Here is a 20,194-nt window from a genome sequence, read left to right as displayed (position 1 = left end):
GTGTGCTCAAGATAGGGCAGGGGATCAGTTTTGTAGATGGATGAATTGGCGCTCACACAGCTCCCGGTAGCGGCCACCGGCGGCCATCAGCTGCCGGTGGTTACCCCGCTCCACAATCGTGCCGCGCTCGAGAACCAGGATTTGGTCGGCCTGCTGAACCGTGGCCAAACGGTGGGCGATCACCAGCACCGTGCGGCCGGCCATCGCCTGTTTCAGCCCCATTTGCACCGCCTCTTCTGCCTCCGCATCCAGGGCGCTGGTGGCCTCATCCAACAGCAGTACCCCCGGGTTACCAAGCACGGCTCTAGCTATGGCCAGGCGCTGCAGTTGGCCCCCTGAAAAATTGAGGCCCCGCTCCTCAATCCTGCTGGCATAGCCCTGGGGCAGGGCTTCGATGAAGCCTGAGGCGTTGGCCAGCTGGGCTGCCTGGCGAATTTCTGCGGCGCTGGCGGGCCGGCCAAAGGCAATGGCCTCCGCCACCGTGCCTGAAAACACACTGCTCTGTTGGGGCACCAGGGCCACCGCCTGGCGCAGCTCCCGTGCCCGCAGGCAGGCCAAATCATGGCCATCGATCCGCACCTGGCCCCGTTGGGCGGTGTTGAAGCGCAGCAGCAGAGAAAACAGGGTGCTCTTGCCCGCTCCGGATGGACCCACCAGTGCCACCAGCTGGCCCGGCTCCACCTTCAGGTCCACACCCCTCAGGACGGGCTGGCTGGGCTCGTAGCCAAAGGACACCCCCTCCAGAAGCAGCTCCCCGCGCACCGCCCCCAAGGCTTCTGGATTGGCCCTGTCGGGGGGCTCTACGGGCTCTGCTTCGATGGCCCTGAGCCTATTTAGGGATGCTTGGCCCTGTTTGAGCTCATTGAAGTTGGTGGTTAGGTGGGCAATTGGATCGATCAGCATCAACAGGGCCGCCACATAGCTGCTGAAGCCCTGGCTGTTTAGGCCCTGGGCCTGAATCCGCCAGGCCCCAATCAACAGCACGCTGAGGATGCCGGCCGCTTCTAAAAATCCCACCACCGGATGCTGGAGGGCCAGCAGTTTCAAGGTGCGATAGCGGGCCTGGCGGTGCAGGTTGATTTCCGTATCGAAGCGTTTTTGCAGCCAGGGTTCGGCGGCAAAGGCCCTAACTAGGGGCAGGCAGTTGATTGCTTCCCCCAGGAGGCCGGCCAGTTCGCTCACCTGCTTCTGGCTGCGCTCGGCTGCCCCCATCACCCGGGCGCCAAAGCTGCTCACCAGCAGGGCCACCAGCGGGGCCAGCAGCAGGGTGGCCAGGGCCAGGGGCCAATCCAGCCACACCATGTAACCCAGCACCACCACCAGCTGCAGGGCGCTGGGGGTGGTGTCCTGGATCGTCTTGTAGATCACCTCCCCGACCCGGTCGGCGTCTTCCGTGAGCCGGTAGGTGAGATCGCCGGCGGAAAGCTTTTCAAGGGCCCCAAATTGGAGGGTTTGCAGCCGGGCAAACAGGCTGCGCCGCAGCTCCTGACTCACCCGTAGGGCGGGCCCGGCCAGGAGGATGTCCTGGCCAAATTGGGCGGCCTTTTGCAGCAAAAACACCGCCAATGCCAGGCCAATGCAGCGGGCCACGGTGTCCAGATCGCCCGCCCCGATCGCCGGGATCAGTTGGCCAGCCAGCCAGGCCAGCAGGGGCCAGCAGGCCACAAAGATCAGCATGCAGACCCCGCCAGCGGCAAGTCGACGCCGATGGGGCTTCAACAGCGGCAGCAGGCTGCCAAAGCCGGCCGTTGGGGATGCGAGCATGCCCGAAACGCTATCAGCGCTGCTCTGGCCTTGAAACTTGATCAATTTCTGAAGCTCCAGGGCCTGGTTAGCACCGGTGGGGAAGCCAAGTTGCGAATCCAGCGGGGCGACGTGCGGGTCAATGGCTCAATCGATACCCGGCGCGGTCGCCAGCTACGCCTCGGAGACGCAGTAGAGATCGATGGACGGGAGCTGCTGGTGACCCCGATTCCCGCCGACCATTAAGTTGCCCCAATACGACTGAGGAGTTCCAGTGCGCAAGGCTGTCATTGCGGGCAACTGGAAGATGCACATGACCTGCGCTGAGACGCGGGTTTTTGCTGCCACCTTCCGCCCTTTGATTGCCGACCTGCCCGACGATCGGCAGGTGGTGATCGCTCCCCCCTTTACCTCCATTCCCACCCTCTCGCGCCATTTGGATGGGGCCGGGGTGGCGGTAGCCGGCCAAAACGTCCACTGGGAGGAGAAGGGCGCCTATACCGGCATGATTTCAGCCCCGATGCTCGTGGAACACGGCGTCAGCCACGCGATCGTGGGCCACAGCGAACCCCGCAAGTACTACAGCGAATCGGACGAGCAGATCAACCTGCGGGCCCGCACGGCCCAGAGGCACGGTTTGATCCCGATCCTTTGCGTGGGCGAGAGCCTGGACCAGCGCGAGGCCAGTGAAACCGAAAGGGTGATCCACCGCCAAATCGAGCAGGGACTCCACGCCGTGGATGCCAAAAGGTTGATCGTGGCCTATGAGCCGATCTGGGCGATTGGCACCGGCAAGACCTGTGCGGCAGAGGAGGCAAATCGGATTTGTGGCCTGATCCGTGGCTGGGTTGGTAACCCGGAGGTGGTGGTGCAATACGGAGGTTCGGTCACCCCCGCCACCATCGACGACCTGATGGCCCAAAGCGACATCGACGGGGTGCTGGTGGGTGGAGCCTCCCTTGATCCGGTTGGCTTTGGGCGCATCGCCAACTACGGGCGCTGATGTTCCCCTGGGGTGAGCGCACTGCCGTGATGGGGGTGCTCAACCTCACCCCCGACTCCTTCAGTGATGGCGGCCGCTTTGAATCGCCCGTCGCCGCCTTGAAACAGGCTGGACGCCTGCTGGGCCAGGGCGCCGACCTGCTCGACCTGGGCGCCCAAAGCACCCGGCCCGGCGCCGTGGAACTCGATGCCGAGCAGGAGTGGCAACGGCTGGCAGGCCCCCTGGGGGCGATCCGCGGCGCCCATCCCCAGGCCCTGCTGTCGGTCGATACCTTTTCGGCGGCGGTTGCTGAAAAAGCCCTGGCCGGGGGCGCCAACTGGATAAACGACGTGCGGGGCGCCAGTGGCCGCCGGGATCCGGCGATGTTGGCTGTGGTGGCCGAGGCCGGCTGTGCCTATGTGTTGATGCACAGCCGGGGGACGGCCAGTTCGATGGACCAGCTTGGGGTTTACGGGGATGTGGTGGTTGAGGTGCGGGATGCTTTGCGCGCTGCCACCGACGAGGCCCTGGCAGCGGGGATTGCAGAGGCTGCCCTGATCTGGGATCCTGGCCTTGGTTTCGCCAAGGGCACCGACGCCAACCTGGAATTGCTGCGGCGCCTGGAGCTGCTGGTGGCGGAGGGATTCCCCCTGTTGGTGGGCCCCTCCCGCAAGCGTTTTATCGGCGATGTGCTCAACCAAGCCCGCCCCCAGGCCCGCCTCTGGGGCACGGCAGCCGTCTGCTCCCAGGTGATTGGCAAGGGTGCCCGGATCCTGCGGGTGCACGATGTGGGGCCGATCGTGCAGATCGCCCGGATGGCCGATGCCCTCAAGGGCCCTAGTTCTGCGGGTCCTATACCGTAGGGCCGTAGCCCAGCCTGCTGAGTAGGGGGCCCGTCATGACGGTGGTGACCAGGGCCATCAGCACCCCCATCGTGAATAGCTCGGTGCTGATCACCCCCAGCCCCAGGCCCACATTGAGGATCACCAATTCGGTGAGGCCGCGGGTATTCATCAACCAGCCCAGGGCCTGGGCTTCCCTGGCTTCGATGCCACTGAGCCGGGCCATGGCCCATGCCCCTAAAAACTTGCCCAGCACGGCCAGCAGCAGCACCAGCAGGGCGGCTGTCCAAAGCGGGCCTGAATTGAGGCTGCCGATCCTGGTGCTCAGGCCGCTAATTGCAAAAAACAGGGGCAGCAGCAGCTGGAGGACCACGGCCTCCAGGCGCAATTCAAGGCGCCGCCGCAGCGGTTCATAGCGGGGCATGGCCAGGCCCCAGAGGAAGGCCCCAAAGATGGCGTGAACACCGATCCATTCCGTCACCGCGGCGCTGAATAGGGCCCCGCCAAACAGGCTGGTTTGCAGCAGGGGGCCCAGCTGGTGGCCCTGGCGGTAGCGGTGCTCGAGCCAGCGTCTCAGCGGCCGCAGGCCCACCAGCAGCAACCAGCTCCAGGCGGCGGTGCCGACCAGGGGCAGCAGTACGCCGGCCCAGGAGCTGGAGCGGGCTATGGCCACCACCACCGCCAGCAACACCCAGCTCACCACGTCCTCGAGGGCCGCTGCGGTGATTGCCAGGGCCCCGAGGGGCTGGTTCATCAGCCCCCGCTCCTTGAGGATCCTTGCCAGCACCGGGAAGGCGGTGATTGCCATGGCGGTGCCCATGAACAGGGCGCCACTGAGGGCCCGGTCGCCAGGCAGCAGCTGGGGTTGCCACTGCTCAAATCCCATCGCCAGGCAGACCCCCAGCCCCAGGGGCAGCAGCACACCCACGCTGGTGATCCGGCTGGCCAGGGGGATCCGGCCCTGCAGGAGCTTGGGATTTAGCTCCAGGCCAATCAAAAACATGAACAACACCAGCCCCAGCTGACCCAACAGGTCCAGCTGGCTGCGCACCTCAGGGGTAAAAAGATGGGCCTCTAGGTCTGGGGCCACGGCGCCCAGCAGGCTGGGTCCCAGCACAATTCCGCCGACGATCTCGCCGATCACCCGGGGTTGCTGCCAGCGCTGGGCTAGCTCGCCCAAAAGTTGGGCGACCACAACTATTAAGGCAACGGCCACCAGCGACGTTGCCAAGGGTGAGACGGCTACGGCCAAGACCTACCTAGTGACACCTTCGATGCGATCTTCAATTTCCTGATAGATCTCCTGAAGTTGGGCAATGTTCTCGTCGGAGGTCTCCCAATAGCCCCGGCCGTTTACCTCCAGCAAGGTGCCAACGATGCGGCGGAAGCTGTGGGGGTTGAGCTCCATCAGCCGCTTGCGCATCTCCGGGTCGTTGATGAAGGTTTCGTTGGCTTCCTCGTAGACAAAGTTGTCGACGGCGCCGCTGGTGGCACTCCAGCCCAGGGTGAAATTGAGCCGCTTGGCCACCTCACGCACCCCCTCGTAGCCGGAGTTGAGCATGCCCTCGTACCACTTGGGGTTGAGCAGCTTGGTGCGGGAATCGAGGCGAATGGTTTCGCTCAAGGAGCGCACCTGGGCGTTGGCGGTGGTGGTGTCGGCGATGTAGCTGGTGGGAGCCTTGCCGTCTTCGCGGAGGCCAGCAATCAACTTGGTGGGATCGGAGTCGAAATAGTGGCTCACATCGGTGAGGGAAATTTCGGCAGAATCCAGGTTTTGGAAGGTCACATCGGCGGTTTTCATGGCCGATTCGAACACTTCGCGATTCTGGTTCATTTCGCCAGGATTGTCGGCATTAAAGGCAAATGTTTTGCGGGAGAGATACATCTCCTGCAGTTCATTTTCCTCTTCCCAGGTGCTGTTTTCAACCGCCAGATTCACGTTTGATGAATAGCTGCCGCTGGCATTGGAGAAGACCCGGGTGGCCGCGTCCCGCAGGGAGATGCCCTGGGCTTCTGCCTGCTCCTGGCTGTGCTTACGCACGAAGTTGAGCTCCAGGGGCTCATCCGCTTCTGCGGCCATCTTCACGCCCTGGTCGATCAGGGCCATTTGGTTGATGAACAGGTCGCGGAATACCCCCGAGCAGTTGACCACGACATCGATGCGGGGCCGGCCCAGCTCCTCAAGGGAGAGCAGTTCAAGTTTGTTGACCCGGCCGAGGGAATCGGGCACGGGCCGCACGCCGATGAACCAAAGGATCTGGGCCAGGGATTCGCCGTAGGTCTTGATGTTGTCGGTGCCCCAAAGCACGCAGGCGATTGTTTCTGGCCAGGTGCCCTGCTCGGCCTTTTGGCGCTCAATCAGGCGATCAACCACCACTTTCGCGGCGGCGATGGCAGCTCTGGTGGGAATGGATTGGGGGTCGAGGGCGTGGATGTTTTTGCCGCTGGGAAGCACCCCGGGGTTGCGAATCGGGTCACCGCCAGGGCCAGGCAACACGTATTCGCCGTCGAGGGCCCGCAGCAGGCTCTCCATCTCCATGTCGGCGCAGATTTGCTCCAGGCAAAAGCGCAGGTACCCAAACAAGTTGTCGAGCTCGACCTGGTCGACCGCCGGGAAGCCGGCTTTGCGGCAGGCGCCAAACCAGGCCGACTTCCGCTTGAAGCCGAGGCGTTCGAACAGCGCCCTGAGCAGGCCCATGCGCTTGCCCAGGTATACGCGGCCATCGGCGCCGGTCACGGCCCGAACCATGGCACCCACGGCGCTGCGGCTGGCTTCGGTGATGGTGCGGTTCAGCTCCACGTCGGCGAGCACGCCGCGGTCGTTGCCCTTGTAGATGTCGTCGATGCTGCGGCCCAGGCTCTCGGCCAGCAGGCCGGGCAGACAGCGATAACCCTCTTCCTGGCGCTCCAGGGCGGCGATGCTCACCAGGGTGGCGATCGCCTCTTCGGCGGTGGGGGGTTTGCCGATGGTGTGCAGGCCGCAGGGCAGCAGCCGGCTTTCAATCTCCATCAACTGCCGGTACACCGCTCCGATCACGGAGTCGCGGCCGTCTAGGTCGAGCTCAGAAGCATCGACCTCGGGCAGGGTTACGTCCTTGTCGAGGTTGCACTGGCGGGCCGTTTCCACGACCGCATTGACGATCTGTACGCCCCGGCTGCTTTCACGCAGTTGTTGGTAGGAACCCACCAGTTCCCCCAGCTCCTTAAGGCCCTTGTAGAGGCCAGCATTTTCCGCGGGGGGCGTCAGGTAGCTGATGGTTGAGGCATAGCCCCGCCGCTTGGCGATGGTGGCCTCGGAGGGGTTGTTGGCGGCGTAGTAATAGAGGTTGGGCAGGGCTCCGATCAGGGAATCGGGGTAGCAGGTTTCGCTCATGCCCATCTGCTTGCCAGGCATGAACTCCAGGGAGCCGTGGGTGCCGAAGTGCAGCACCGCGTCGGCGCCCCAGACCTTCTCCAGATAGGTGTAGTAGGCGGCAAAACCGTGGTGCGGGCTGGCGCTGCGTGAATAGAGCAGCCGCATTGGGTCGCCTTCGTAGCCGAAGGTCGGCTGCACCCCCACAAACACGTTGCCGAAGTGGCGGCCGTAGATCAGCAGGTTGGTGCCATCGGAGTTGAGGTTGCCTGGGGGCTTGCCCCAGTTCTCCTCCAGCCGTTTGGAGTAGGGGGTCAGGCGCTCGTATTCCTCGACGCCCATGCGGTGGGCAATCGCCAGCTCGGGAGCGCCCTCGAGGGCCCCAGGATCGCTGAGCACGGCCTCCATTAGCTCCTTGGAGTTGGCGGGCATGTCCTTAATGGCGTAGCCCTTTGCCTCCATTCCCTGCAGCAGCTGGTAGATGGAGCCGAACACATCCAGGTAGGCGGCCGTGCCGACGTTGCCCTTGTCTGGGGGGAAGCTGAAGACGGTGATGGCCAGCTTCTTTTCAGCGCGGGGCTTGATGCGCAGGGATGCCCAGCGAATGGCCCGCTCGGCAATGGCTTCGACCCGGTCCTGGAGGGTATGGGCCTTGCCCGTGGCGTCGTCGCGGCCACTGAGCACGATCGGTTCGATGGCGCCATCGAGCTCGGGGATGGCGATTTGGAGGGCCACCTGCACGGGGTGCAAACCGAGGTCGCTCTCTTCCCATTCCTGGGTTGTTTGGAACACCAGCGGTAGGGCCACCATGTAGGGGCGGTTGAGGCTCTTGAGCACCTCGATCGCCTTGGGGTGGTCCTGGCGGGCTGGGCCGCCCACCAGGGCAAAACCGGTGAGGCTGACAACCCCATCCACCAGGGGTTGGTCGGGGTTGAGGGGATCTTTGAAGAAGGCGTTTACCGGTTTGGTGAAGTCGAGGCCACCGCAGAACACCGGAATAACCGTGGCGCCCCGATATTCCAGCTCCTGAATGATTGCTACGTAGTGGGCCTCATCGCCGGTGACGATGTGGCTGCGCTGCAACACAAGGCCGATCACCGGACCCCTGCGCGCCTTCTCGGAGAGGTCGCTGCGGCTGGAGTTCCAGTTGAGGTATTCCTTGAGATCCTCAAACATCCCCGGGGCCAGGGGATGCCAGATACCTAGATCGGGAAACACGACCGGCTCTGCTACCTCAACGGCCGCCCGGTTGCTGCCTTCGCCGCTGCCAACCCTGGGGAAGACATATTTATCGGCCAGCATCAGCAGGAAATTCCGGAGGTTGTCCGGGGTGCCGCCCAGCCAGTACTGGAAGCTGAGCATGAAGGAGCGGGCGTCCTGGGCCTTTTCCACCGGCAGATACTTCAACACCGTGGGCAGGGTGTTGAGCAGCTTCAACATCGCGTCTTGGAAGCCGGCACCACCGGCCTCCTTGCGCTTTTTCATGAAGCTGGCAATGGCGCTCTTGCTCTGGCCCAACTGGGCCATGGAGAAGGTGCCGAGCTTGTTGAGGCGCATCACCTCCGGCATCGAGGGGAACACCACTGCCGCCTTGAGCCTGTCGCGGTGGGGCGCTACTGCTTCCACCACCTTCTGGGCCAGGTCTTCGATGAAGATCAGCGAGGCGATGAACACGTCCGCTGCGGCCACATCGGCGCAGAAATCGGCGTAGTTCTGTGGATCGCGCAGTTCCTCGATTAGGTAGCCGCTGAGCTCAATGGCCAGGGGTCCGTTTTGATCATTGAGGGAGGTGGCCGCCTGGGTGAGGGCGTTTTGGTACTGGGGTTCAAGCACCACATAGACGGCCTTCATCACAGATCGGCCATTCACTTCGGCCGGGCTGACCCGGCGGTTGGAGGAGCGGACCTGCGTGAACATCAGCGCTGACGGGCTTTTCTTGTTCGGATGAGCTTACGAAGCTTTAAGGCTTCACGGGGCGTGGTCCCCATAGGCTCAACAGCAATGGTTAATCCTTGATGGCCGGCCTTTCCCCAGCTAGCGACCCCCAATCCAGGCCGGCGCCCATTCCAGTTGTGGTGGCAGGTGCCCTCGGTCGCATGGGCGCTGAGGCGGTGAAGGCGGTGCTGCAGTCGGCCGATTGCAGCCTGGTGGGGGCGGTTGACACCACCCCCGGCAAGGAGGGTGCAGATCTGGGTTTGGAGCTGGGGCTTGGTGAGCTGGAGGTGGCCGTCACCGCCGACCTGGAGGGATGCCTTTGTCAGGCCAGCCAAGCGGTGCGTCAAAGCGGGCCCGGCGGCGGGGCAGTGCTGGTGGATTTCACCCACCCGAAGGTGGTTTATGAGCACACCCGGTCGGCGATTGCCTATGGGGTGCATCCGGTGATTGGCACCACGGGTCTCGGCCCCCAGCAGTTGGCTGATTTGGCCGCCTTTGCCGAAAAATCTGGGGTTGGGGGCGCCGTGATTCCCAATTTCTCGGTGGGCATGGTGCTGCTGCAGCAGGCGGCGGCGGCGGCGGCCCGCTTCTACGACTTCGCCGAGCTGACGGAACTACACCACAACCGCAAGGCCGATGCTCCGAGTGGCACCTGCATCAAGACAGCCGAGCTGATGGAGGAGCTGGGCAAGGGCTTCAACCCCCTGCAGGTGGAGGAGCACGAATCCCTGGCGTGTTGCCGCGGCGGCCAGCGGGAGAGCGGCCTGAGGCTCCATTCGCTGCGGTTGCCGGGTCTGGTGGCCCACCAGGAGGTGATGTTCGGTGCCCCCGGTGAGACGTATACCCTGCGCCACGACACGATTGAACGCTCGGCCTACATGCCCGGGGTATTGCTCACGGTGCGCAAGGTGCGCAGTCTGGGCGGGTTGGTGTATGGCCTGGAGCGGCTGATCTGATGCTGATTCCCCTGCGCCCAGGTGAGTTGTCCAGGCTGATTCCGGCAGTGGCTACGGGGCCGCAATTCAATGCCTGTACGGGTAATCCGGAAAAGGTGCTGCAGCGGGTCTTGATTTCGGTGATCGGCGCGGTTATAACCCTGTTGATTAGCCAGACCCTGCTCTTCTCTAGCCAATTCGGCTCGGCCTTTTTGGTGGTGGGCGTGGTGTTCGCCCTCTACTTGCTCTGGGGACCAATCCTGGAGGCGGGCCAGAAAAACGCCACCCTGCGCCGCTATCCGGCGGCGGCGATTTTTGAGGGTGAGATCGGCGACATGTACACCACCGATGTGGTGGAGGAGCGAAGGGAGCAGGCCAATAAACAGGGGCGGCTGGAGTTGGTGGAAAACCGCCGTGCCTGGCTCACCCTGGAGCTGGAGGACGAGGAGGGCTACCTGGGCAAGGTGCGCTTCCCCTTCGACAACAAGAAGCACAAAGTGCTGCGCAAGGGGATGCTGGTGAGGGTGCTGGTTTTAAGTGAGCGCAATGATTTTTCCCGGGTGGGGGCCCTCACTGATGCCTGGCTGCCCCAGTTGAAGCTCTGGGTTGGCGAGTACCCCTTCCTGCTGAAGCCTGCCTTTGAGGAGCTCTGCTTGCGGCGGCTGCGCTGAGCTGATGGGCAACTTGTTGTGGTTTCCGCAATATTGCGTTACAATTTCGTCACAACCCGTTACGAGGTTCCAGTGACCCAATCCACCCCCGCCGTGATCCGCGGAGCCCAGGTGACCACCGAAGACGGCGGCCGCCTCAACGCCTTTGCTGCCGAGCCCCGCATGGAAGTGGTGGCTGCTGAGAGCAGCTGGGGTTTCCACGAGCGCGCTGAAAAGCTCAATGGCCGCATGGCAATGCTCGGCTTTATCGCCCTGCTCGCAACTGAATTCGCCCTTGGCGGTGAATCTTTCACCCGCGGTCTGCTAGGTATCGGCTGAAAATTGAACCTTGGTTCAACCTTTTCAAGCCTTAGTTAGGGGCGCCGGCCCGACCGGTGCCCTGGCTGCTTTAGCCCTGGCTGATGCCGGCTGGCTAGTGGCCATTTCTGACCCATTAGATCGGGCCCGCTTGCTGGACCGCAGCAGGGCCTACGCCTTTAGCCATTCGAGCCGGCGGTTACTGGAATATCTGGGCCTCTGGACCCAGCTCGAGGCCGTGATGGTGCCTTTTAGGCACCTGGAATTACAAGACTTGGGCGCCAGTGCCCAGGTCACTTTCGAATTGCCTGATCTAGGGCGCCGCCTTGCCCAGCAACCCGGTGCGGCCCTCGGTTGGATCGCCCAGCACGGTCCCTTGATGGAGGTCTTGTTCGATCAACTTGCCTGCCATCCAGCCATCACCCCTTCCTTGGGTAGTGAGGTGGCTGATTTGCAGGCTGAACCTGATTTGCTTGTGGCTGCTGATGGCCCCCACTCGCCCACCAGGGAAGGGCTCGGGATCGGCCAATGGCAGTGGAGCTATCGCCAGAATTGTTTATCAGCCCTGGTGGGCCTGCGCGGCAGCGAAGCAGACCAGGCCTGGGAGTTGCTTCGGCCCGAGGGACCCTTTGCCCTGCTGCCCCTGGGTGGTGGAAAGGTGCAGGCGGTTTGGAGCGCCCCGGCGGCTCGATGCCGCCAGCTGGAGAGCCTCAGTGATGGGGGCTTCCTGGACGCCCTGGCCTCAGCCCTGCCGGATCGTTTCCAGCCCGATGCCCTGTTTGATTCGCCCCGGGCCTTCCCCGTGGCCTGGCAACTGGCCCACCGCCTGCACCGGGGAAACTGCGTACTGGTGGGGGAAAGCGGCCATCGCTGCCATCCCGTCGGGGGCCAGGGCCTCAACCTCTGCTGGCGGGATGTGGCCGAACTGCATCGCCAGGCCAGGCGTGTTGCCGCTGGCAGGCTCCCGGTGCAAAGGCTGGCTTCTGCCTATGCCCTGCGCCGTTGGCCGGATCTGCTGCTCACCTTGATCGCCACAGATTTATTAGTGCGGCTGTTTTCAAATCGCTCTAATTTGCTCTTGCCCCTACGGCGCCTGGCCCTGGCTGCCATGGCGCGGCTGGCGCCCCTGCGGCGGTTGAGCCTGGGGGCAATGACCCATGGCCCCTGTCAGTTGCGATGGTGATCAGCAGCTCTCCCCAGCCCCCACCTGCCGCCGAGTTGGTGCGCTACCTAAACCATCAAATCGGCTTGAGCGAGGGCGCCCTGGCCCTGGGGCTCAAGCAGTCGCAGCTGGAGCAGGCCCCCTTGCCGGTGGTGCTTTGGCGGTTTGGCTTGATCAGCCTGGACCAGTTTGGGCAGGTGCTCAGCTGGCAGGCCGAGGCCTCCCCTTAGCTGTAGATCAGCAGGGAGGTGACTGGTTTGCCGGCGGGCAATTTGCTGCGCCCATCCAGGGCAGCCAACTCGGCCACAAAGCCAAAGCCACATAGGGAGCCCCCTGCGGCTGTCACCAGCTCGGCGCAGGCGGCGGCCGTGCCGCCGGTAGCCAGGAGGTCATCGACGACCAGCACTTTTTCACCACCACTGAGGGCGTCGCTACTGATCTCCAGGCGATCGGAGCCGTATTCGAGGGCGTAGTCCACGCCGGTGACGGCGCCGGGCAATTTGCCTGGTTTACGTACCGGTACAAAGCCCAGGCGCACGGCAGTGGCCAGGGCCGTGCCAACGATGAAGCCCCTGGCTTCGATGCCCACGATTAGGTCGGGTTGGAGCTGGTCGCAGAGCTCTGAAAGCTGACGAATCACCTCCTGCCAGCCCTCGGGATGGCGCATCAGAGGCGTGAGATCCCTGAACAAAATGCCTGGCTTGGGGAAGTCGGGCACATCTCGCACCAGTTGGCGCAGATCCAGCTCAGTCCGTGCAACGGATACCGGAATGGCCATGGGCGTGACGCTGGGGCTCAATTGCTGGCATCATCGCAGCCATGCCCCACGACTACTTGGCTCCGCAAACTGCCCAAGATCTATCTCGCCGAGCCCTATCTCGGCGCGGGCTGGAGCGTCTCGATCTGTTGCTGCTCAGCCTGGAAGCCCTTGATTACAACGGCGGTGAGGCCCTGGTGTGGATGAGCGAGCATCTGGGCTTTCAGGATCTCTTCCCCAACCGGGTCGAGCTCTGGAAAAGCCGTTGCCATAACCCCCTGCGCCGCAACACCCGCCGCGGCGTGCTCAACAGCACCGAAAGCGATGCCCTGATTCGCATCCTCTGTGGCATGGCCGACCGCCTCTATCCGCTGGTGCGCAGCCTGCTTTCCCAGGCTGAAGCGCCCGAGCTCCTGGCCCAGCGCTGGGAGATCTTCCATGAACGGCTATCCGAATTGGTGCGCGAACGGATGAATCTGCGCCGTGGTGGGGTGCAAAAGCTGCTGAATCGGGAGCAGGGCATGGCCCAGTGCCGCCAGCTGATTCAGGCCCTGGCCCTGGGATCGGGGGCCGGGGGTTTTGATCGCCTTAAGGCCAGCCTGCTGGATGCGGCCGCCTAGCTGGCCATGACAAACAGGATTTCCCCCCATACCCGCCCCAGAGCTCAGCAACCATGAAGCAAACCCTTCGCTACGACCAGGTCAGTTGTCGCCTAAGGCTGGAGGGACTGCCCGATGTGTCGGCCAACCAGGGGGCAGACAGCCTGGGCATCATCACGGGCTGGAGCCTGGAATGGGCTGGTCGGCCTGAGCTGGAGGGCCGCAAGGAGCACCTGGTGGCGATGATGCAGGTGGTGCTGCCCTACGCCCGCCATTTGGTCAGTGGCATCGCCCGGCCCTTTGGCGACAACTCCCAGCCGGTGGCGGTGGGTCCCGCTGCTGGCGGAAGCGGCCACCTTCTGCAACTGCGCAGTAGCCAGAGCGATGTGCCGCCGCTGGAGCTCCAGCTAGACGATGCCGAATTGGCCGATTTGGTCAGGGTGCTCGATGAGGTGCATCTCGACCCCCGGGTGCTGGTTCAACTTGAGATTGCGCCCCCCCTGCCCCTCAAGGCCAGGGAGGTACTTGGGCGCACCCCGTTGCCCCAACGGCTGGCGGCCCCGATCGGGGGTGCGGTGGTGCTGGCCCTGGCTGCGGCGCTTGGCCTAATGCTGCCCCAGCCCAAGCAGCCCCAGCCCAAACAGTCGGCGGCCCCGGCAGGCGCCCCAGGCCTTGACGTTTTTGCCTCCCTGCCCACACTTAAAGAATGACAGTGATGAGTTGGTCCCAACTGCGCATTCGCGTTGCAGGCCTGGGCGCCAACCTGGGGGTGGTGGTGCGCAGTGATCCGGAGGTGTGCGGCCTGAGCGGAGATGGCTTCCATATTTCCCTGCACCACGGCGGCCAGGGCGATTGCACGGTTGGGGATTTGTCGTTGATTGAGTGCCCCAACGAGCTTGTATTGATTGAATTTGAACGCTGGATGCGCGGTGCTGGCTACAGCCTTGAGACATGACCCGCTCTCCCTTGCCCCGCAACAAAAAGCGAACGGCAAGGGCCGGCAAGGGGGAGCGCAGGGTTTTTAATCAGCGCCGCCCCAATCCCCCCTGGAGGCGAGCTGGCTCGGGTCTGCTGCTGGCGGCGGTTGGTGGGGGTTTAGTGGCGGCCCTGATGCAGCTTCCCCAGCGCTTCGACACCTTGCTGTTGCTCAGTAAGGCCCTGGCCAATGTGATCCGCGGCATTCAGTTGTTTGGCCTGGGAATCCTCGAGGTGGCAGCGGTGGTGTTGCTGGTGGCCGTGGCCGTGGGGGCCCTGGTACTGGTGGTGGCTGGGATAGTGCGAGTTGTCAGGGCTTTCCTTCCGCCCCGTAAATAAATTGGGGAGTGATTGATTGCCAAATTGCTTGGCAGTTTTTTGTAGCCAATGCCTATCCCTGCAGCTTTTCGAACCAGAAGCCGGCCAACTGGTAGCTGCTCCAGAGAAAGATCAATAGAAACAACCAGTTCAGCCAGGGCGGACGGCTGGGGTTCTCGGGAACCATGGAAGGGGGTTGGATGGCTGACTAGGTTGAACCATCCCGGCTGCCTGGGCTAGCCCCGGCGTGGATCATGCAACTGATTGCCACCTATCAAGACCCCGATCTGGCGGCATTGGGCCAGCGGGTAGCCGATTTTTTTGAATTGCGCAGCGACCTACACACCTCCGGGGCCAGCTTTGGTGGCGGCGTGACCAACCCAGACAAGGTCTCCACCGACATCTCCCTGGTGTGGCTGGATCGCAGCGACCCGGAGGCCCATGGTCTAAGCGACGCGATCATGTTGGCGGTTTCCCGTTGCCTAAAGCAGTACTTGGCCGAGCGGCGGGAGTTCCTGCAGGTTTGCCCTGAGCGCTCGCTTTTTGTAAATCCAATCTTCAATCTGCAGCGCTATAAACCGGGGGAAGGTTTTAAAAATTGGCACTGCGACTGGACCACCGCCGACGATGCGACCGAACCGATTCGGCGGGTGCTGGCCTGGATTCTTTACTGCAATTCGCTGGAGAATGGGGGCACCGAATTCCTTTGGCAGAACCACCATGTGGAGGCGGTGCAGGGCCAGATGGCGATTTTCCCGGCGGGCATGTCGCACGTGCACCGGGGCCGGGTCAGCCAGGAGCACACCAAGCTGATCGCCACCGGCTGGATCAATGTGGGTTCATTGGATGGCTATGTGCAACGGCTCGGCCAGGTCAGCCAGTAGTAAAAGACTGGTGTGTAACCAAAGGCTGGTGTGTAACAAAAGGCATTCCCACCTGCCGGCCTCGATGCTTCCCCGCTATGGTCCGGTTCCCTCCGGGGGCTAAGGCGTTTCTGCTGGGCATGGGTCCATGGGCAATCCAATTAGCCATGAATTATTTTTAGAGCGTGCCATTTCGCGCTTTGGCGATCACTACGACTATGGTGAAATAGTCTATAGAAGTTATAAATCACCGGTTAAAATAAAGTGCAATATCCATCCTGTTAAGCAGATTTCCATTACGCCTGAAAAGCATCTTCAGACCACCGGCGGCTGCAAGTATTGTCTGCGGGAAATGCGGATCACCATGCTCGAAAGGGAGCTGTTGCGTAAATCTGCCGAACACCCAATTAACCAGCTAAGGGTGATTGCTCAGAAGAAATAGTCTGGAAAGCCATCGTCGATGCCACCCCAGCTTGGGCCCCAGCCCCAGCCCGGTTCCACCTCCCAGCCATGGTGCTTGGGCTTGATGGGGCCTGGGCCTGCGGGTCCAGCGAGGTCGTCGATGCTTATATCTAGCCCCTGGCTTTGGCCCTGGTTTGCGGCTGGTGAGCTCACTGCGGCTGGTGGCGAGATCACTGGGGCTGGCGTGGATGCCACCAGCACAAGGGCGAGAAGCAGCATGCTCTTTGGGGCTTAGCCGGCAATCCTGACGCATAGGGCCATGGCCCGCTGGCGTTGGCTGGCTGGGGAGCCGGTTGTTGGTTGATTGGCGGCCTTCAGCAACGCTTCGATGCCAGCAGGATTGCCATAGCCCAGGTTTGCCAGGTCGGCGCAGCGCTCATCGAGGCCCACGCTTTTGCTGCCACAGCCAGTGCAGAGCAGGGTCAAGGCAGCTGTGGTGGCTAGGCGTGATTGCCAGGATTTGGATTTCATGGGGTCTCTTCCGCTGGCGGTCCGAGTCTGCGTTCCACCTGGACAAAGATCAGCCATGCCAGGCCCGAGCATATACCGGTGCTCCAGTTTGAGCTCAGCAATTCAATGATCGAGAAGGTGCTGGCGCCAATCCGCAGGCCCCTAAGGGCAAATCGCCCTAACTTCTCGATCCTTTCTGGCTTCATGGCTAGGGGCGTGACCGTATTTACAGAAAAATCAGGCCTGATCCGACTATCTTCCCCGAAGTTGTTGATTTGCGGTGTTCATCACCGTCTCTGGTCAGAAGGGAGGGGTCGCCAAGACCTGCACCAGCATCCACTTGGCCACTGTTTGGGCTGAGAGGGGGCGTTCGGTCTGCGTTGTCGATGCCGACCGCAATCGCTCAGCTTTGGCCTATGGCATCCGCGGTGAGCTGCCCTTTGTGGTGGTGCCAGTGGAGGCGGCTGCAAAGGCGACCCGTTCTGCCGATGTGGTGATCACAGACGGCCAGGCCAGTAGCGATGAAGAGGAGCTGCGGCATTTGGCGGTGGGCTCGGATCTGGTGCTGCTTCCCACTTCACCGAAGGCCCGGGCCGTGGAGTTGACCGTTGAATTGGCCCAGTTGCTCCGCAGGGTTGATGTGCCCCATGCGGTTGTGTTGGTGAAGGTGGATGTGCGGCAACAGCGCGCTGCCCAGGAGGCAAGGGCCGCATTGGAAGCATTTGGCCTGACGGTTTTGGCGGCGGAGGTGCCGCTTTTGGCTGCCTTCGACAAGGCTGAAAGCCAGGGGATACCTGTTTTTTCAGCTACCGATGACCGGGGTCGGGCAGACCCTCGACGCATGGCCGGTTGGTCGGCCTATCAATCCATAGCCGAGGAAATTGAATGCCTGATTTCGAAGCCCTTGTCCGTCGCCAGCAGGAGCATCAGTCCGCTGCCGCTGAGCGCCTAGGTCCGCCTACACCTGTCGCCCCAGCCAGTCAGGCCCCAGCTAGTCAGGCCGTTGGCACACCGATTGGAATTCTTGCTTTTGCTGGAGGCCTGGTGGGTGCCCTGATCGGCACGGTTGGTCTGCAGTGGGCCATGGCCCAAGGCTGGATCAGCTTTTAGGGGAATACCCAAAGACCAATGGCCACTCCATGGAGGAAGATGCCGGGGGCTGGGAAGCCGCATCCGATCGCACTTTGCCCAGCTGGGAGGAGTTGAGTTGGAGTTACCAGACCGCCGCCGGTCCTTGGCAATGCCGGCCGTTTTTGATGCAGCAGATGGGGTTTCTGCGGAGTGATCGTGCTCGACACCAACGTGATCTCAGAGTTGATGCGACCCATCCCAAATCCACAGGTGCTGGTCTTGGCCAATGCTGTCGATCCAGATGACGTGGCGATCACGGCCATGAACGAAGCCGAGATCCGAGATGGCTTGGCGCGGCTACCGAAAATGGGCCAGGCGGGCCAGACTGTGCCAAGCAAGACCGAGAAAATGGGGTTGGGGTTATGAGCCAGCACGATCAAGACATGGGAGCGCTCCCGCTCACCAAGCCCCAACTCGCTGTCATTACTGCAGCCTGCAGCCAACACCAAGTTTCACGGCTCTATTTATTTGGTTCGATGCTGCGCCCCGACTACCGCCCAGGGCAGAGCGACATCGACCTGCTGGTGGAATTCCAACCGCTAGAACCAACCGAGCTTGTCGATGCCTACTTCGGGCTTGAAGAACAGCTCACAGGCAGCCTTGGCACTGCTGTTGATCTGGTCATGGCAACAGCCAGGCGCAATCCCATCGTGCAGGCCGACATCGACGCCTCTAAGCAGTTGCTCTATGCGGCGTGATTCCAGGGTGCTGCTCATGGCTGTCGTCGAATCTGCAGACGCCATTGCCGACGCGGTCGAGGGTATAAGTTTCGATGACTACTGCAATAGCCGTCTAATCCGTGCTGCCGTTGAGAGGGAGTTCATCACCATTGGCGAAGCTCTCAACAATCTTTCTCGGGTCGACAGTGACGTTTTTGCCCGCATTGATCAGGCTGTGAGAATCATCGGCTTTCGCAATAAGCTCGCCCATGAATACGACAGGGTTGATGATGCACTTGTTTGGGGCGTCATTCAAAAATCTCTCTCATCATTGTGTGCCACCTGTTGTGCATTGATTGACAGCCTGCAACGTGAGGAGAGTTGATCCATACCAGATAGGCCTGGCGCTATGAGCAGCTCAACCGGCCCGTCTGCACTGCGCCTGGAAGCGGTGCTTCCCGCACTTCTGACCCAATGCACCCAGCTGCTCAGCGATCTAGATGGATGAACTAATGCCGAGCTGCTTGGCTAACCCCGTTCAACCTGGCGTAAACGTGTGACCGGATCTGAGAGGCCGCCCCTGGGCTGGATCGGTCTCGGTGCCCTGGGGGCGCCGATGGCCTCGAACCTTTTGGCGGCAGGATTTCCGTTAACTGTGTACAACCGCACCACGGGCCCCGAGCAACCCCTGGTGGCAAAGGGGGCGCTGCTGGCGACCAGTCCAGCGACAACTTCAGCGACGGCCGAGCTGTTCTGTCTCTGCGTGAGCGACGACGCGGCAGCTGAGGCGGTGCTGTTTTCTCCCCAGAGCGATCCACAGCGGGATCCTCCCAGCGCTGGCCTACGCCCCGGCAGCCTGGTGATCGACTTCTCCACAATCGCCCCGGCCACTAGCCAATCGCAGGCGATGCGGCTGGCCGATCTGGGGGTGGCCTATTTGGATGCCCCGGTGACCCGGCCGATCTGGAGCGGGCCCGTCCCGTGCTCGAGGTTGTGGGCGCTCGTGTAAGCCACCTGGGGCCGGTGGGGGCAGGTCAGCAGGCCCAGCTAATGCCGCTCCCGGCGCAGCTTCTGGCATTGCTCAAGCAAAGCCGGTAGCTCCACCGTCACCACATCCCAAACGATCTCCAAATCAATTCCCAGATAGCCATGGATCAACTGATTGCGCATGGCCACGATTTGCCGCCAGGCAATTCCCGGATTTGACTCCCGTACCTCAGGCGGTATTCGGGTGGCTGCTTCTCCGATTAACTCGATATTCCTCAGAACAGCATCCTGAACAAGGGGATTGCCCTCGAAGTCGTTCTGGCTGAGCCCAGCGCAGTAACTGATGGCACGGGAGGCAAATCCCTCCATGTCTTGGAGGTAGAGCAGCCAGGCTCTTGGTGGGCGCTGCTCAGATGGTGATGGCTTCGGCTTCCACCATGGGGCGCAGCTCTTGGCGCAGAGCCTTTTCGCTCACCAGGTCCACTGGACTATCGAGGAGGTCTTCCAGAAAAAACTGCAAGCCAAAAAAGCATTTGGCGCTGGCAACTACCTCGAATTCCACCAGCACGTCCACATCACTCTCCGGCCCAGCGGAACCACGCGCCCACGAGCCAAACAGCCGCAGCCGGCGCACACCGAACAGCTCTCGCATCTGCGAACTGTGCTCGCGGATGCAACTGAGCAACTGTTGGGTGCTTTCAGCCATTGCAATGCCTGGCGAGAATCTCTAGTGAACTGTAGGCAGGGTGGATGTTCTTGCAGCCAGGGACCCTCAAGCCCCTGATCACGGCTTTGCCCCAGCGCCATTACCGGCAGGTGGTGCACTTAATCCGGTGGCGAGCCGCCGCTGCCCGATCAATGCGCCAGCATGGGTGAAAGTGAGGGTTTGTTTGTGTTTTTAAATCCGTTTTTTCCGTTCACCACGGCCAAGGTGCTTTCCCTTAAGGCCTCCGTGCTGCTGCTGTTGACCCTGCTGATCAAGGCCAGGGTGCAGATCGTTACTGGCTCCGCCGTAGGGATCTTGCTGCTAATGCTGCAGACCCTGGTGTTCCTGGCCATTAGCGGTGGCTTGGT

Annotated in this window: 29 protein-coding genes; 20 read left to right on the top strand and 9 right to left on the bottom strand. The window is 62.3% G+C overall.

Going from position 1 to position 20,194, the window contains the following annotated elements; all coding sequences use genetic code 11:
• Positions 1-24 precede the first annotated feature (24 nt).
• Positions 25-1,764 carry an ABC transporter ATP-binding protein gene (locus KBY58_RS07070; protein ID WP_255003625.1) on the bottom strand — a complete coding sequence of 580 codons (1,740 nt, stop codon included), beginning with the start codon at positions 1,762-1,764 and terminating at the stop codon, positions 25-27.
• Positions 1,765-1,794: 30 nt separating this feature from the next.
• Here KBY58_RS07070 and KBY58_RS07065 point away from each other — a divergent pair, with 30 nt between their 5' ends.
• From KBY58_RS07065 to folP, 3 genes are read left to right on the top strand one after another with little or no spacing between them, the layout of a single operon-like run.
• Positions 1,795-1,989, top strand: coding sequence for an RNA-binding S4 domain-containing protein (locus tag KBY58_RS07065; RefSeq protein WP_255003623.1), 195 nt, complete (start codon positions 1,795-1,797; stop codon positions 1,987-1,989).
• A gap of 28 nt (positions 1,990-2,017) precedes the next feature.
• Positions 2,018-2,746, top strand: coding sequence for a triose-phosphate isomerase (gene tpiA, locus KBY58_RS07060; RefSeq protein ID WP_254933085.1), 729 nt, complete (start codon positions 2,018-2,020; stop codon positions 2,744-2,746).
• Positions 2,746-3,588, top strand: a complete 843-nt coding sequence (gene folP, locus KBY58_RS07055) for a dihydropteroate synthase (protein ID WP_255003622.1) — start codon at positions 2,746-2,748, stop codon at positions 3,586-3,588. Before tpiA ends, folP begins: the two co-directional genes overlap by 1 nt.
• Here the strand turns inward: folP and KBY58_RS07050 are convergent.
• Together KBY58_RS07050 and KBY58_RS07045 are read right to left on the bottom strand one after the other, a co-directional pair.
• Positions 3,578-4,798 carry a cation:proton antiporter gene (locus KBY58_RS07050; RefSeq protein ID WP_255003621.1) on the bottom strand — a complete coding sequence of 407 codons (1,221 nt, stop codon included), beginning with the start codon at positions 4,796-4,798 and terminating at the stop codon, positions 3,578-3,580. The genes folP and KBY58_RS07050 overlap by 11 nt on opposite strands.
• Positions 4,799-4,822: 24 nt before the next feature.
• Positions 4,823-8,836 (bottom strand): magnesium chelatase subunit H, encoded by a 4,014-nt coding sequence (locus KBY58_RS07045; RefSeq protein ID WP_255003619.1) that lies wholly within the window; start codon positions 8,834-8,836, stop codon positions 4,823-4,825.
• A gap of 98 nt (positions 8,837-8,934) precedes the next feature.
• On the opposite strand from KBY58_RS07045, the gene dapB reads away from it, so the two are divergent.
• From dapB to KBY58_RS07020, 5 genes are all read left to right on the top strand, one after another.
• Complete coding sequence (gene dapB, locus KBY58_RS07040; RefSeq protein ID WP_255003618.1) at positions 8,935-9,810, top strand: 4-hydroxy-tetrahydrodipicolinate reductase; 876 nt, start codon at positions 8,935-8,937, stop codon at positions 9,808-9,810.
• On the top strand, positions 9,810-10,460 hold the full coding sequence (locus tag KBY58_RS07035) for a hypothetical protein (RefSeq protein ID WP_255003617.1): 651 nt from the start codon (positions 9,810-9,812) through the stop codon (positions 10,458-10,460). The genes dapB and KBY58_RS07035 overlap by 1 nt, the downstream gene beginning before the upstream one ends.
• Positions 10,461-10,532: 72 nt before the next feature.
• The gene (locus tag KBY58_RS07030; RefSeq protein WP_254933091.1) at positions 10,533-10,778 is read left to right on the top strand and encodes a high light inducible protein; all 246 of its coding nucleotides are present in this window, start codon (positions 10,533-10,535) and stop codon (positions 10,776-10,778) included.
• 10 nt (positions 10,779-10,788) lie between these two features.
• On the top strand, positions 10,789-11,940 hold the full coding sequence (locus tag KBY58_RS07025; protein ID WP_255003615.1) for an FAD-dependent monooxygenase: 1,152 nt from the start codon (positions 10,789-10,791) through the stop codon (positions 11,938-11,940).
• On the top strand, positions 11,934-12,149 hold the full coding sequence (locus tag KBY58_RS07020; RefSeq protein WP_255003613.1) for a DUF2949 domain-containing protein: 216 nt from the start codon (positions 11,934-11,936) through the stop codon (positions 12,147-12,149). The genes KBY58_RS07025 and KBY58_RS07020 overlap by 7 nt, the downstream gene beginning before the upstream one ends.
• Here KBY58_RS07020 and KBY58_RS07015 read toward each other — a convergent pair.
• Entirely contained in the window at positions 12,146-12,697 is a 552-nt protein-coding gene (locus KBY58_RS07015; RefSeq protein WP_254933977.1) for an adenine phosphoribosyltransferase, read from the bottom strand. The two genes, KBY58_RS07020 and KBY58_RS07015, sit on opposite strands and share 4 nt — an antisense overlap.
• A 41-nt stretch (positions 12,698-12,738) precedes the next feature.
• Here KBY58_RS07015 and KBY58_RS07010 point away from each other — a divergent pair, with 41 nt between their 5' ends.
• The 6 genes from KBY58_RS07010 (at position 12,739) to KBY58_RS06985 (ending at position 15,873) form a co-directional block, all read left to right on the top strand.
• On the top strand, positions 12,739-13,296 hold the full coding sequence (locus KBY58_RS07010) for a DUF3038 domain-containing protein (RefSeq protein ID WP_255003612.1): 558 nt from the start codon (positions 12,739-12,741) through the stop codon (positions 13,294-13,296).
• A gap of 53 nt (positions 13,297-13,349) precedes the next feature.
• The gene (locus KBY58_RS07005; RefSeq protein WP_255003611.1) at positions 13,350-13,985 is read left to right on the top strand and encodes a DUF4335 domain-containing protein; all 636 of its coding nucleotides are present in this window, start codon (positions 13,350-13,352) and stop codon (positions 13,983-13,985) included.
• On the top strand, positions 13,982-14,230 hold the full coding sequence (locus KBY58_RS07000) for a hypothetical protein (RefSeq protein ID WP_254933096.1): 249 nt from the start codon (positions 13,982-13,984) through the stop codon (positions 14,228-14,230). The genes KBY58_RS07005 and KBY58_RS07000 overlap by 4 nt, the downstream gene beginning before the upstream one ends.
• Positions 14,227-14,589: a hypothetical protein gene (locus KBY58_RS06995; protein WP_255003610.1), complete on the top strand. Its 363-nt coding sequence runs from the start codon at positions 14,227-14,229 to the stop codon at positions 14,587-14,589. Before KBY58_RS07000 ends, KBY58_RS06995 begins: the two co-directional genes overlap by 4 nt.
• Before the next feature lie 233 nt (positions 14,590-14,822).
• The gene (locus tag KBY58_RS06990; protein ID WP_255003609.1) at positions 14,823-15,452 is read left to right on the top strand and encodes a 2OG-Fe(II) oxygenase; all 630 of its coding nucleotides are present in this window, start codon (positions 14,823-14,825) and stop codon (positions 15,450-15,452) included.
• 127 nt (positions 15,453-15,579) lie between these two features.
• Entirely contained in the window at positions 15,580-15,873 is a 294-nt protein-coding gene (locus KBY58_RS06985) for a hypothetical protein (RefSeq protein WP_254933099.1), read from the top strand.
• Here KBY58_RS06985 and KBY58_RS06980 read toward each other — a convergent pair.
• The 3 genes from KBY58_RS06980 to KBY58_RS06970 are packed head-to-tail and all read right to left on the bottom strand — an operon-like array spanning position 15,861 to position 16,549.
• Positions 15,861-16,112 (bottom strand): hypothetical protein, encoded by a 252-nt coding sequence (locus tag KBY58_RS06980; protein WP_255003608.1) that lies wholly within the window; start codon positions 16,110-16,112, stop codon positions 15,861-15,863. The genes KBY58_RS06985 and KBY58_RS06980 overlap by 13 nt on opposite strands.
• Before the next feature lie 12 nt (positions 16,113-16,124).
• The gene (locus KBY58_RS06975) at positions 16,125-16,364 is read right to left on the bottom strand and encodes a hypothetical protein (protein ID WP_254933101.1); all 240 of its coding nucleotides are present in this window, start codon (positions 16,362-16,364) and stop codon (positions 16,125-16,127) included.
• Entirely contained in the window at positions 16,361-16,549 is a 189-nt protein-coding gene (locus KBY58_RS06970; protein ID WP_255003607.1) for a hypothetical protein, read from the bottom strand. The genes KBY58_RS06975 and KBY58_RS06970 overlap by 4 nt, the downstream gene beginning before the upstream one ends.
• A gap of 74 nt (positions 16,550-16,623) precedes the next feature.
• On the opposite strand from KBY58_RS06970, the gene KBY58_RS06965 reads away from it, so the two are divergent.
• From KBY58_RS06965 to KBY58_RS06945, 5 genes are all read left to right on the top strand, one after another.
• On the top strand, positions 16,624-17,295 hold the full coding sequence (locus tag KBY58_RS06965) for a ParA family protein (RefSeq protein WP_255003606.1): 672 nt from the start codon (positions 16,624-16,626) through the stop codon (positions 17,293-17,295).
• A 329-nt stretch (positions 17,296-17,624) separates the two neighbouring features.
• Entirely contained in the window at positions 17,625-17,840 is a 216-nt protein-coding gene (locus KBY58_RS06960) for a hypothetical protein (protein ID WP_255003605.1), read from the top strand.
• Entirely contained in the window at positions 17,837-18,172 is a 336-nt protein-coding gene (locus tag KBY58_RS06955) for a nucleotidyltransferase family protein (RefSeq protein ID WP_254933105.1), read from the top strand. The genes KBY58_RS06960 and KBY58_RS06955 overlap by 4 nt, the downstream gene beginning before the upstream one ends.
• Positions 18,162-18,518: a DUF86 domain-containing protein gene (locus tag KBY58_RS06950; RefSeq protein ID WP_254933106.1), complete on the top strand. Its 357-nt coding sequence runs from the start codon at positions 18,162-18,164 to the stop codon at positions 18,516-18,518. Before KBY58_RS06955 ends, KBY58_RS06950 begins: the two co-directional genes overlap by 11 nt.
• A 171-nt stretch (positions 18,519-18,689) precedes the next feature.
• Entirely contained in the window at positions 18,690-19,142 is a 453-nt protein-coding gene (locus KBY58_RS06945) for an NAD(P)-dependent oxidoreductase (protein WP_255003603.1), read from the top strand.
• Positions 19,143-19,180: 38 nt separating this feature from the next.
• Here KBY58_RS06945 and KBY58_RS06940 read toward each other — a convergent pair whose 3' ends face one another.
• Positions 19,181-19,489, bottom strand: coding sequence for a DUF86 domain-containing protein (locus KBY58_RS06940; RefSeq protein WP_255003602.1), 309 nt, complete (start codon positions 19,487-19,489; stop codon positions 19,181-19,183).
• Between the two features lie 40 nt (positions 19,490-19,529).
• Positions 19,530-19,826: a nucleotidyltransferase family protein gene (locus KBY58_RS06935; RefSeq protein ID WP_255003601.1), complete on the bottom strand. Its 297-nt coding sequence runs from the start codon at positions 19,824-19,826 to the stop codon at positions 19,530-19,532.
• A gap of 162 nt (positions 19,827-19,988) precedes the next feature.
• Here KBY58_RS06935 and KBY58_RS06930 point away from each other — a divergent pair.
• Positions 19,989-20,194 (top strand): hypothetical protein (locus tag KBY58_RS06930; protein WP_255003600.1); only part of this gene is annotated, 206 nt, incomplete at its 3' end.

Source organism: Cyanobium sp. HWJ4-Hawea, from assembly GCF_024345815.1.
GTDB lineage: Bacteria > Cyanobacteriota > Cyanobacteriia > PCC-6307 > Cyanobiaceae > Cyanobium_A.
This window is presented reverse-complemented; position numbering and strand designations above follow the sequence as displayed.

Bases quoted from the DNA above. Each gene is read 5' to 3' on its own strand.
- KBY58_RS07070 (WP_255003625.1), bottom strand. From the start codon at position 1,764: ATGCTCGCATCCCCAACGGCCGGCTTTGGCAGCCTGCTGCCGCTGTTG.
- folP (WP_255003622.1), top strand. From the start codon at position 2,746: ATGTTCCCCTGGGGTGAGCGCACTGCCGTGATGGGGGTGCTCAACCTC.
- KBY58_RS07045 (WP_255003619.1), bottom strand. From the start codon at position 8,836: ATGTTCACGCAGGTCCGCTCCTCCAACCGCCGGGTCAGCCCGGCCGAA.
- dapB (WP_255003618.1), top strand. From the start codon at position 8,935: ATGGCCGGCCTTTCCCCAGCTAGCGACCCCCAATCCAGGCCGGCGCCC.
- KBY58_RS07035 (WP_255003617.1), top strand. From the start codon at position 9,810: ATGCTGATTCCCCTGCGCCCAGGTGAGTTGTCCAGGCTGATTCCGGCA.
- KBY58_RS07020 (WP_255003613.1), top strand. From the start codon at position 11,934: ATGGTGATCAGCAGCTCTCCCCAGCCCCCACCTGCCGCCGAGTTGGTG.
- KBY58_RS07015 (WP_254933977.1), bottom strand. From the start codon at position 12,697: ATGGCCATTCCGGTATCCGTTGCACGGACTGAGCTGGATCTGCGCCAA.
- KBY58_RS07010 (WP_255003612.1), top strand. From the start codon at position 12,739: ATGCCCCACGACTACTTGGCTCCGCAAACTGCCCAAGATCTATCTCGC.
- KBY58_RS07005 (WP_255003611.1), top strand. From the start codon at position 13,350: ATGAAGCAAACCCTTCGCTACGACCAGGTCAGTTGTCGCCTAAGGCTG.
- KBY58_RS07000 (WP_254933096.1), top strand. From the start codon at position 13,982: ATGACAGTGATGAGTTGGTCCCAACTGCGCATTCGCGTTGCAGGCCTG.
- KBY58_RS06995 (WP_255003610.1), top strand. From the start codon at position 14,227: ATGACCCGCTCTCCCTTGCCCCGCAACAAAAAGCGAACGGCAAGGGCC.
- KBY58_RS06990 (WP_255003609.1), top strand. From the start codon at position 14,823: ATGCAACTGATTGCCACCTATCAAGACCCCGATCTGGCGGCATTGGGC.
- KBY58_RS06985 (WP_254933099.1), top strand. From the start codon at position 15,580: ATGGGCAATCCAATTAGCCATGAATTATTTTTAGAGCGTGCCATTTCG.
- KBY58_RS06980 (WP_255003608.1), bottom strand. From the start codon at position 16,112: ATGCTGCTTCTCGCCCTTGTGCTGGTGGCATCCACGCCAGCCCCAGTG.
- KBY58_RS06975 (WP_254933101.1), bottom strand. From the start codon at position 16,364: ATGAAATCCAAATCCTGGCAATCACGCCTAGCCACCACAGCTGCCTTG.
- KBY58_RS06970 (WP_255003607.1), bottom strand. From the start codon at position 16,549: ATGAAGCCAGAAAGGATCGAGAAGTTAGGGCGATTTGCCCTTAGGGGC.
- KBY58_RS06955 (WP_254933105.1), top strand. From the start codon at position 17,837: ATGAGCCAGCACGATCAAGACATGGGAGCGCTCCCGCTCACCAAGCCC.
- KBY58_RS06950 (WP_254933106.1), top strand. From the start codon at position 18,162: ATGCGGCGTGATTCCAGGGTGCTGCTCATGGCTGTCGTCGAATCTGCA.
- KBY58_RS06940 (WP_255003602.1), bottom strand. From the start codon at position 19,489: ATGGAGGGATTTGCCTCCCGTGCCATCAGTTACTGCGCTGGGCTCAGC.
- KBY58_RS06935 (WP_255003601.1), bottom strand. From the start codon at position 19,826: ATGGCTGAAAGCACCCAACAGTTGCTCAGTTGCATCCGCGAGCACAGT.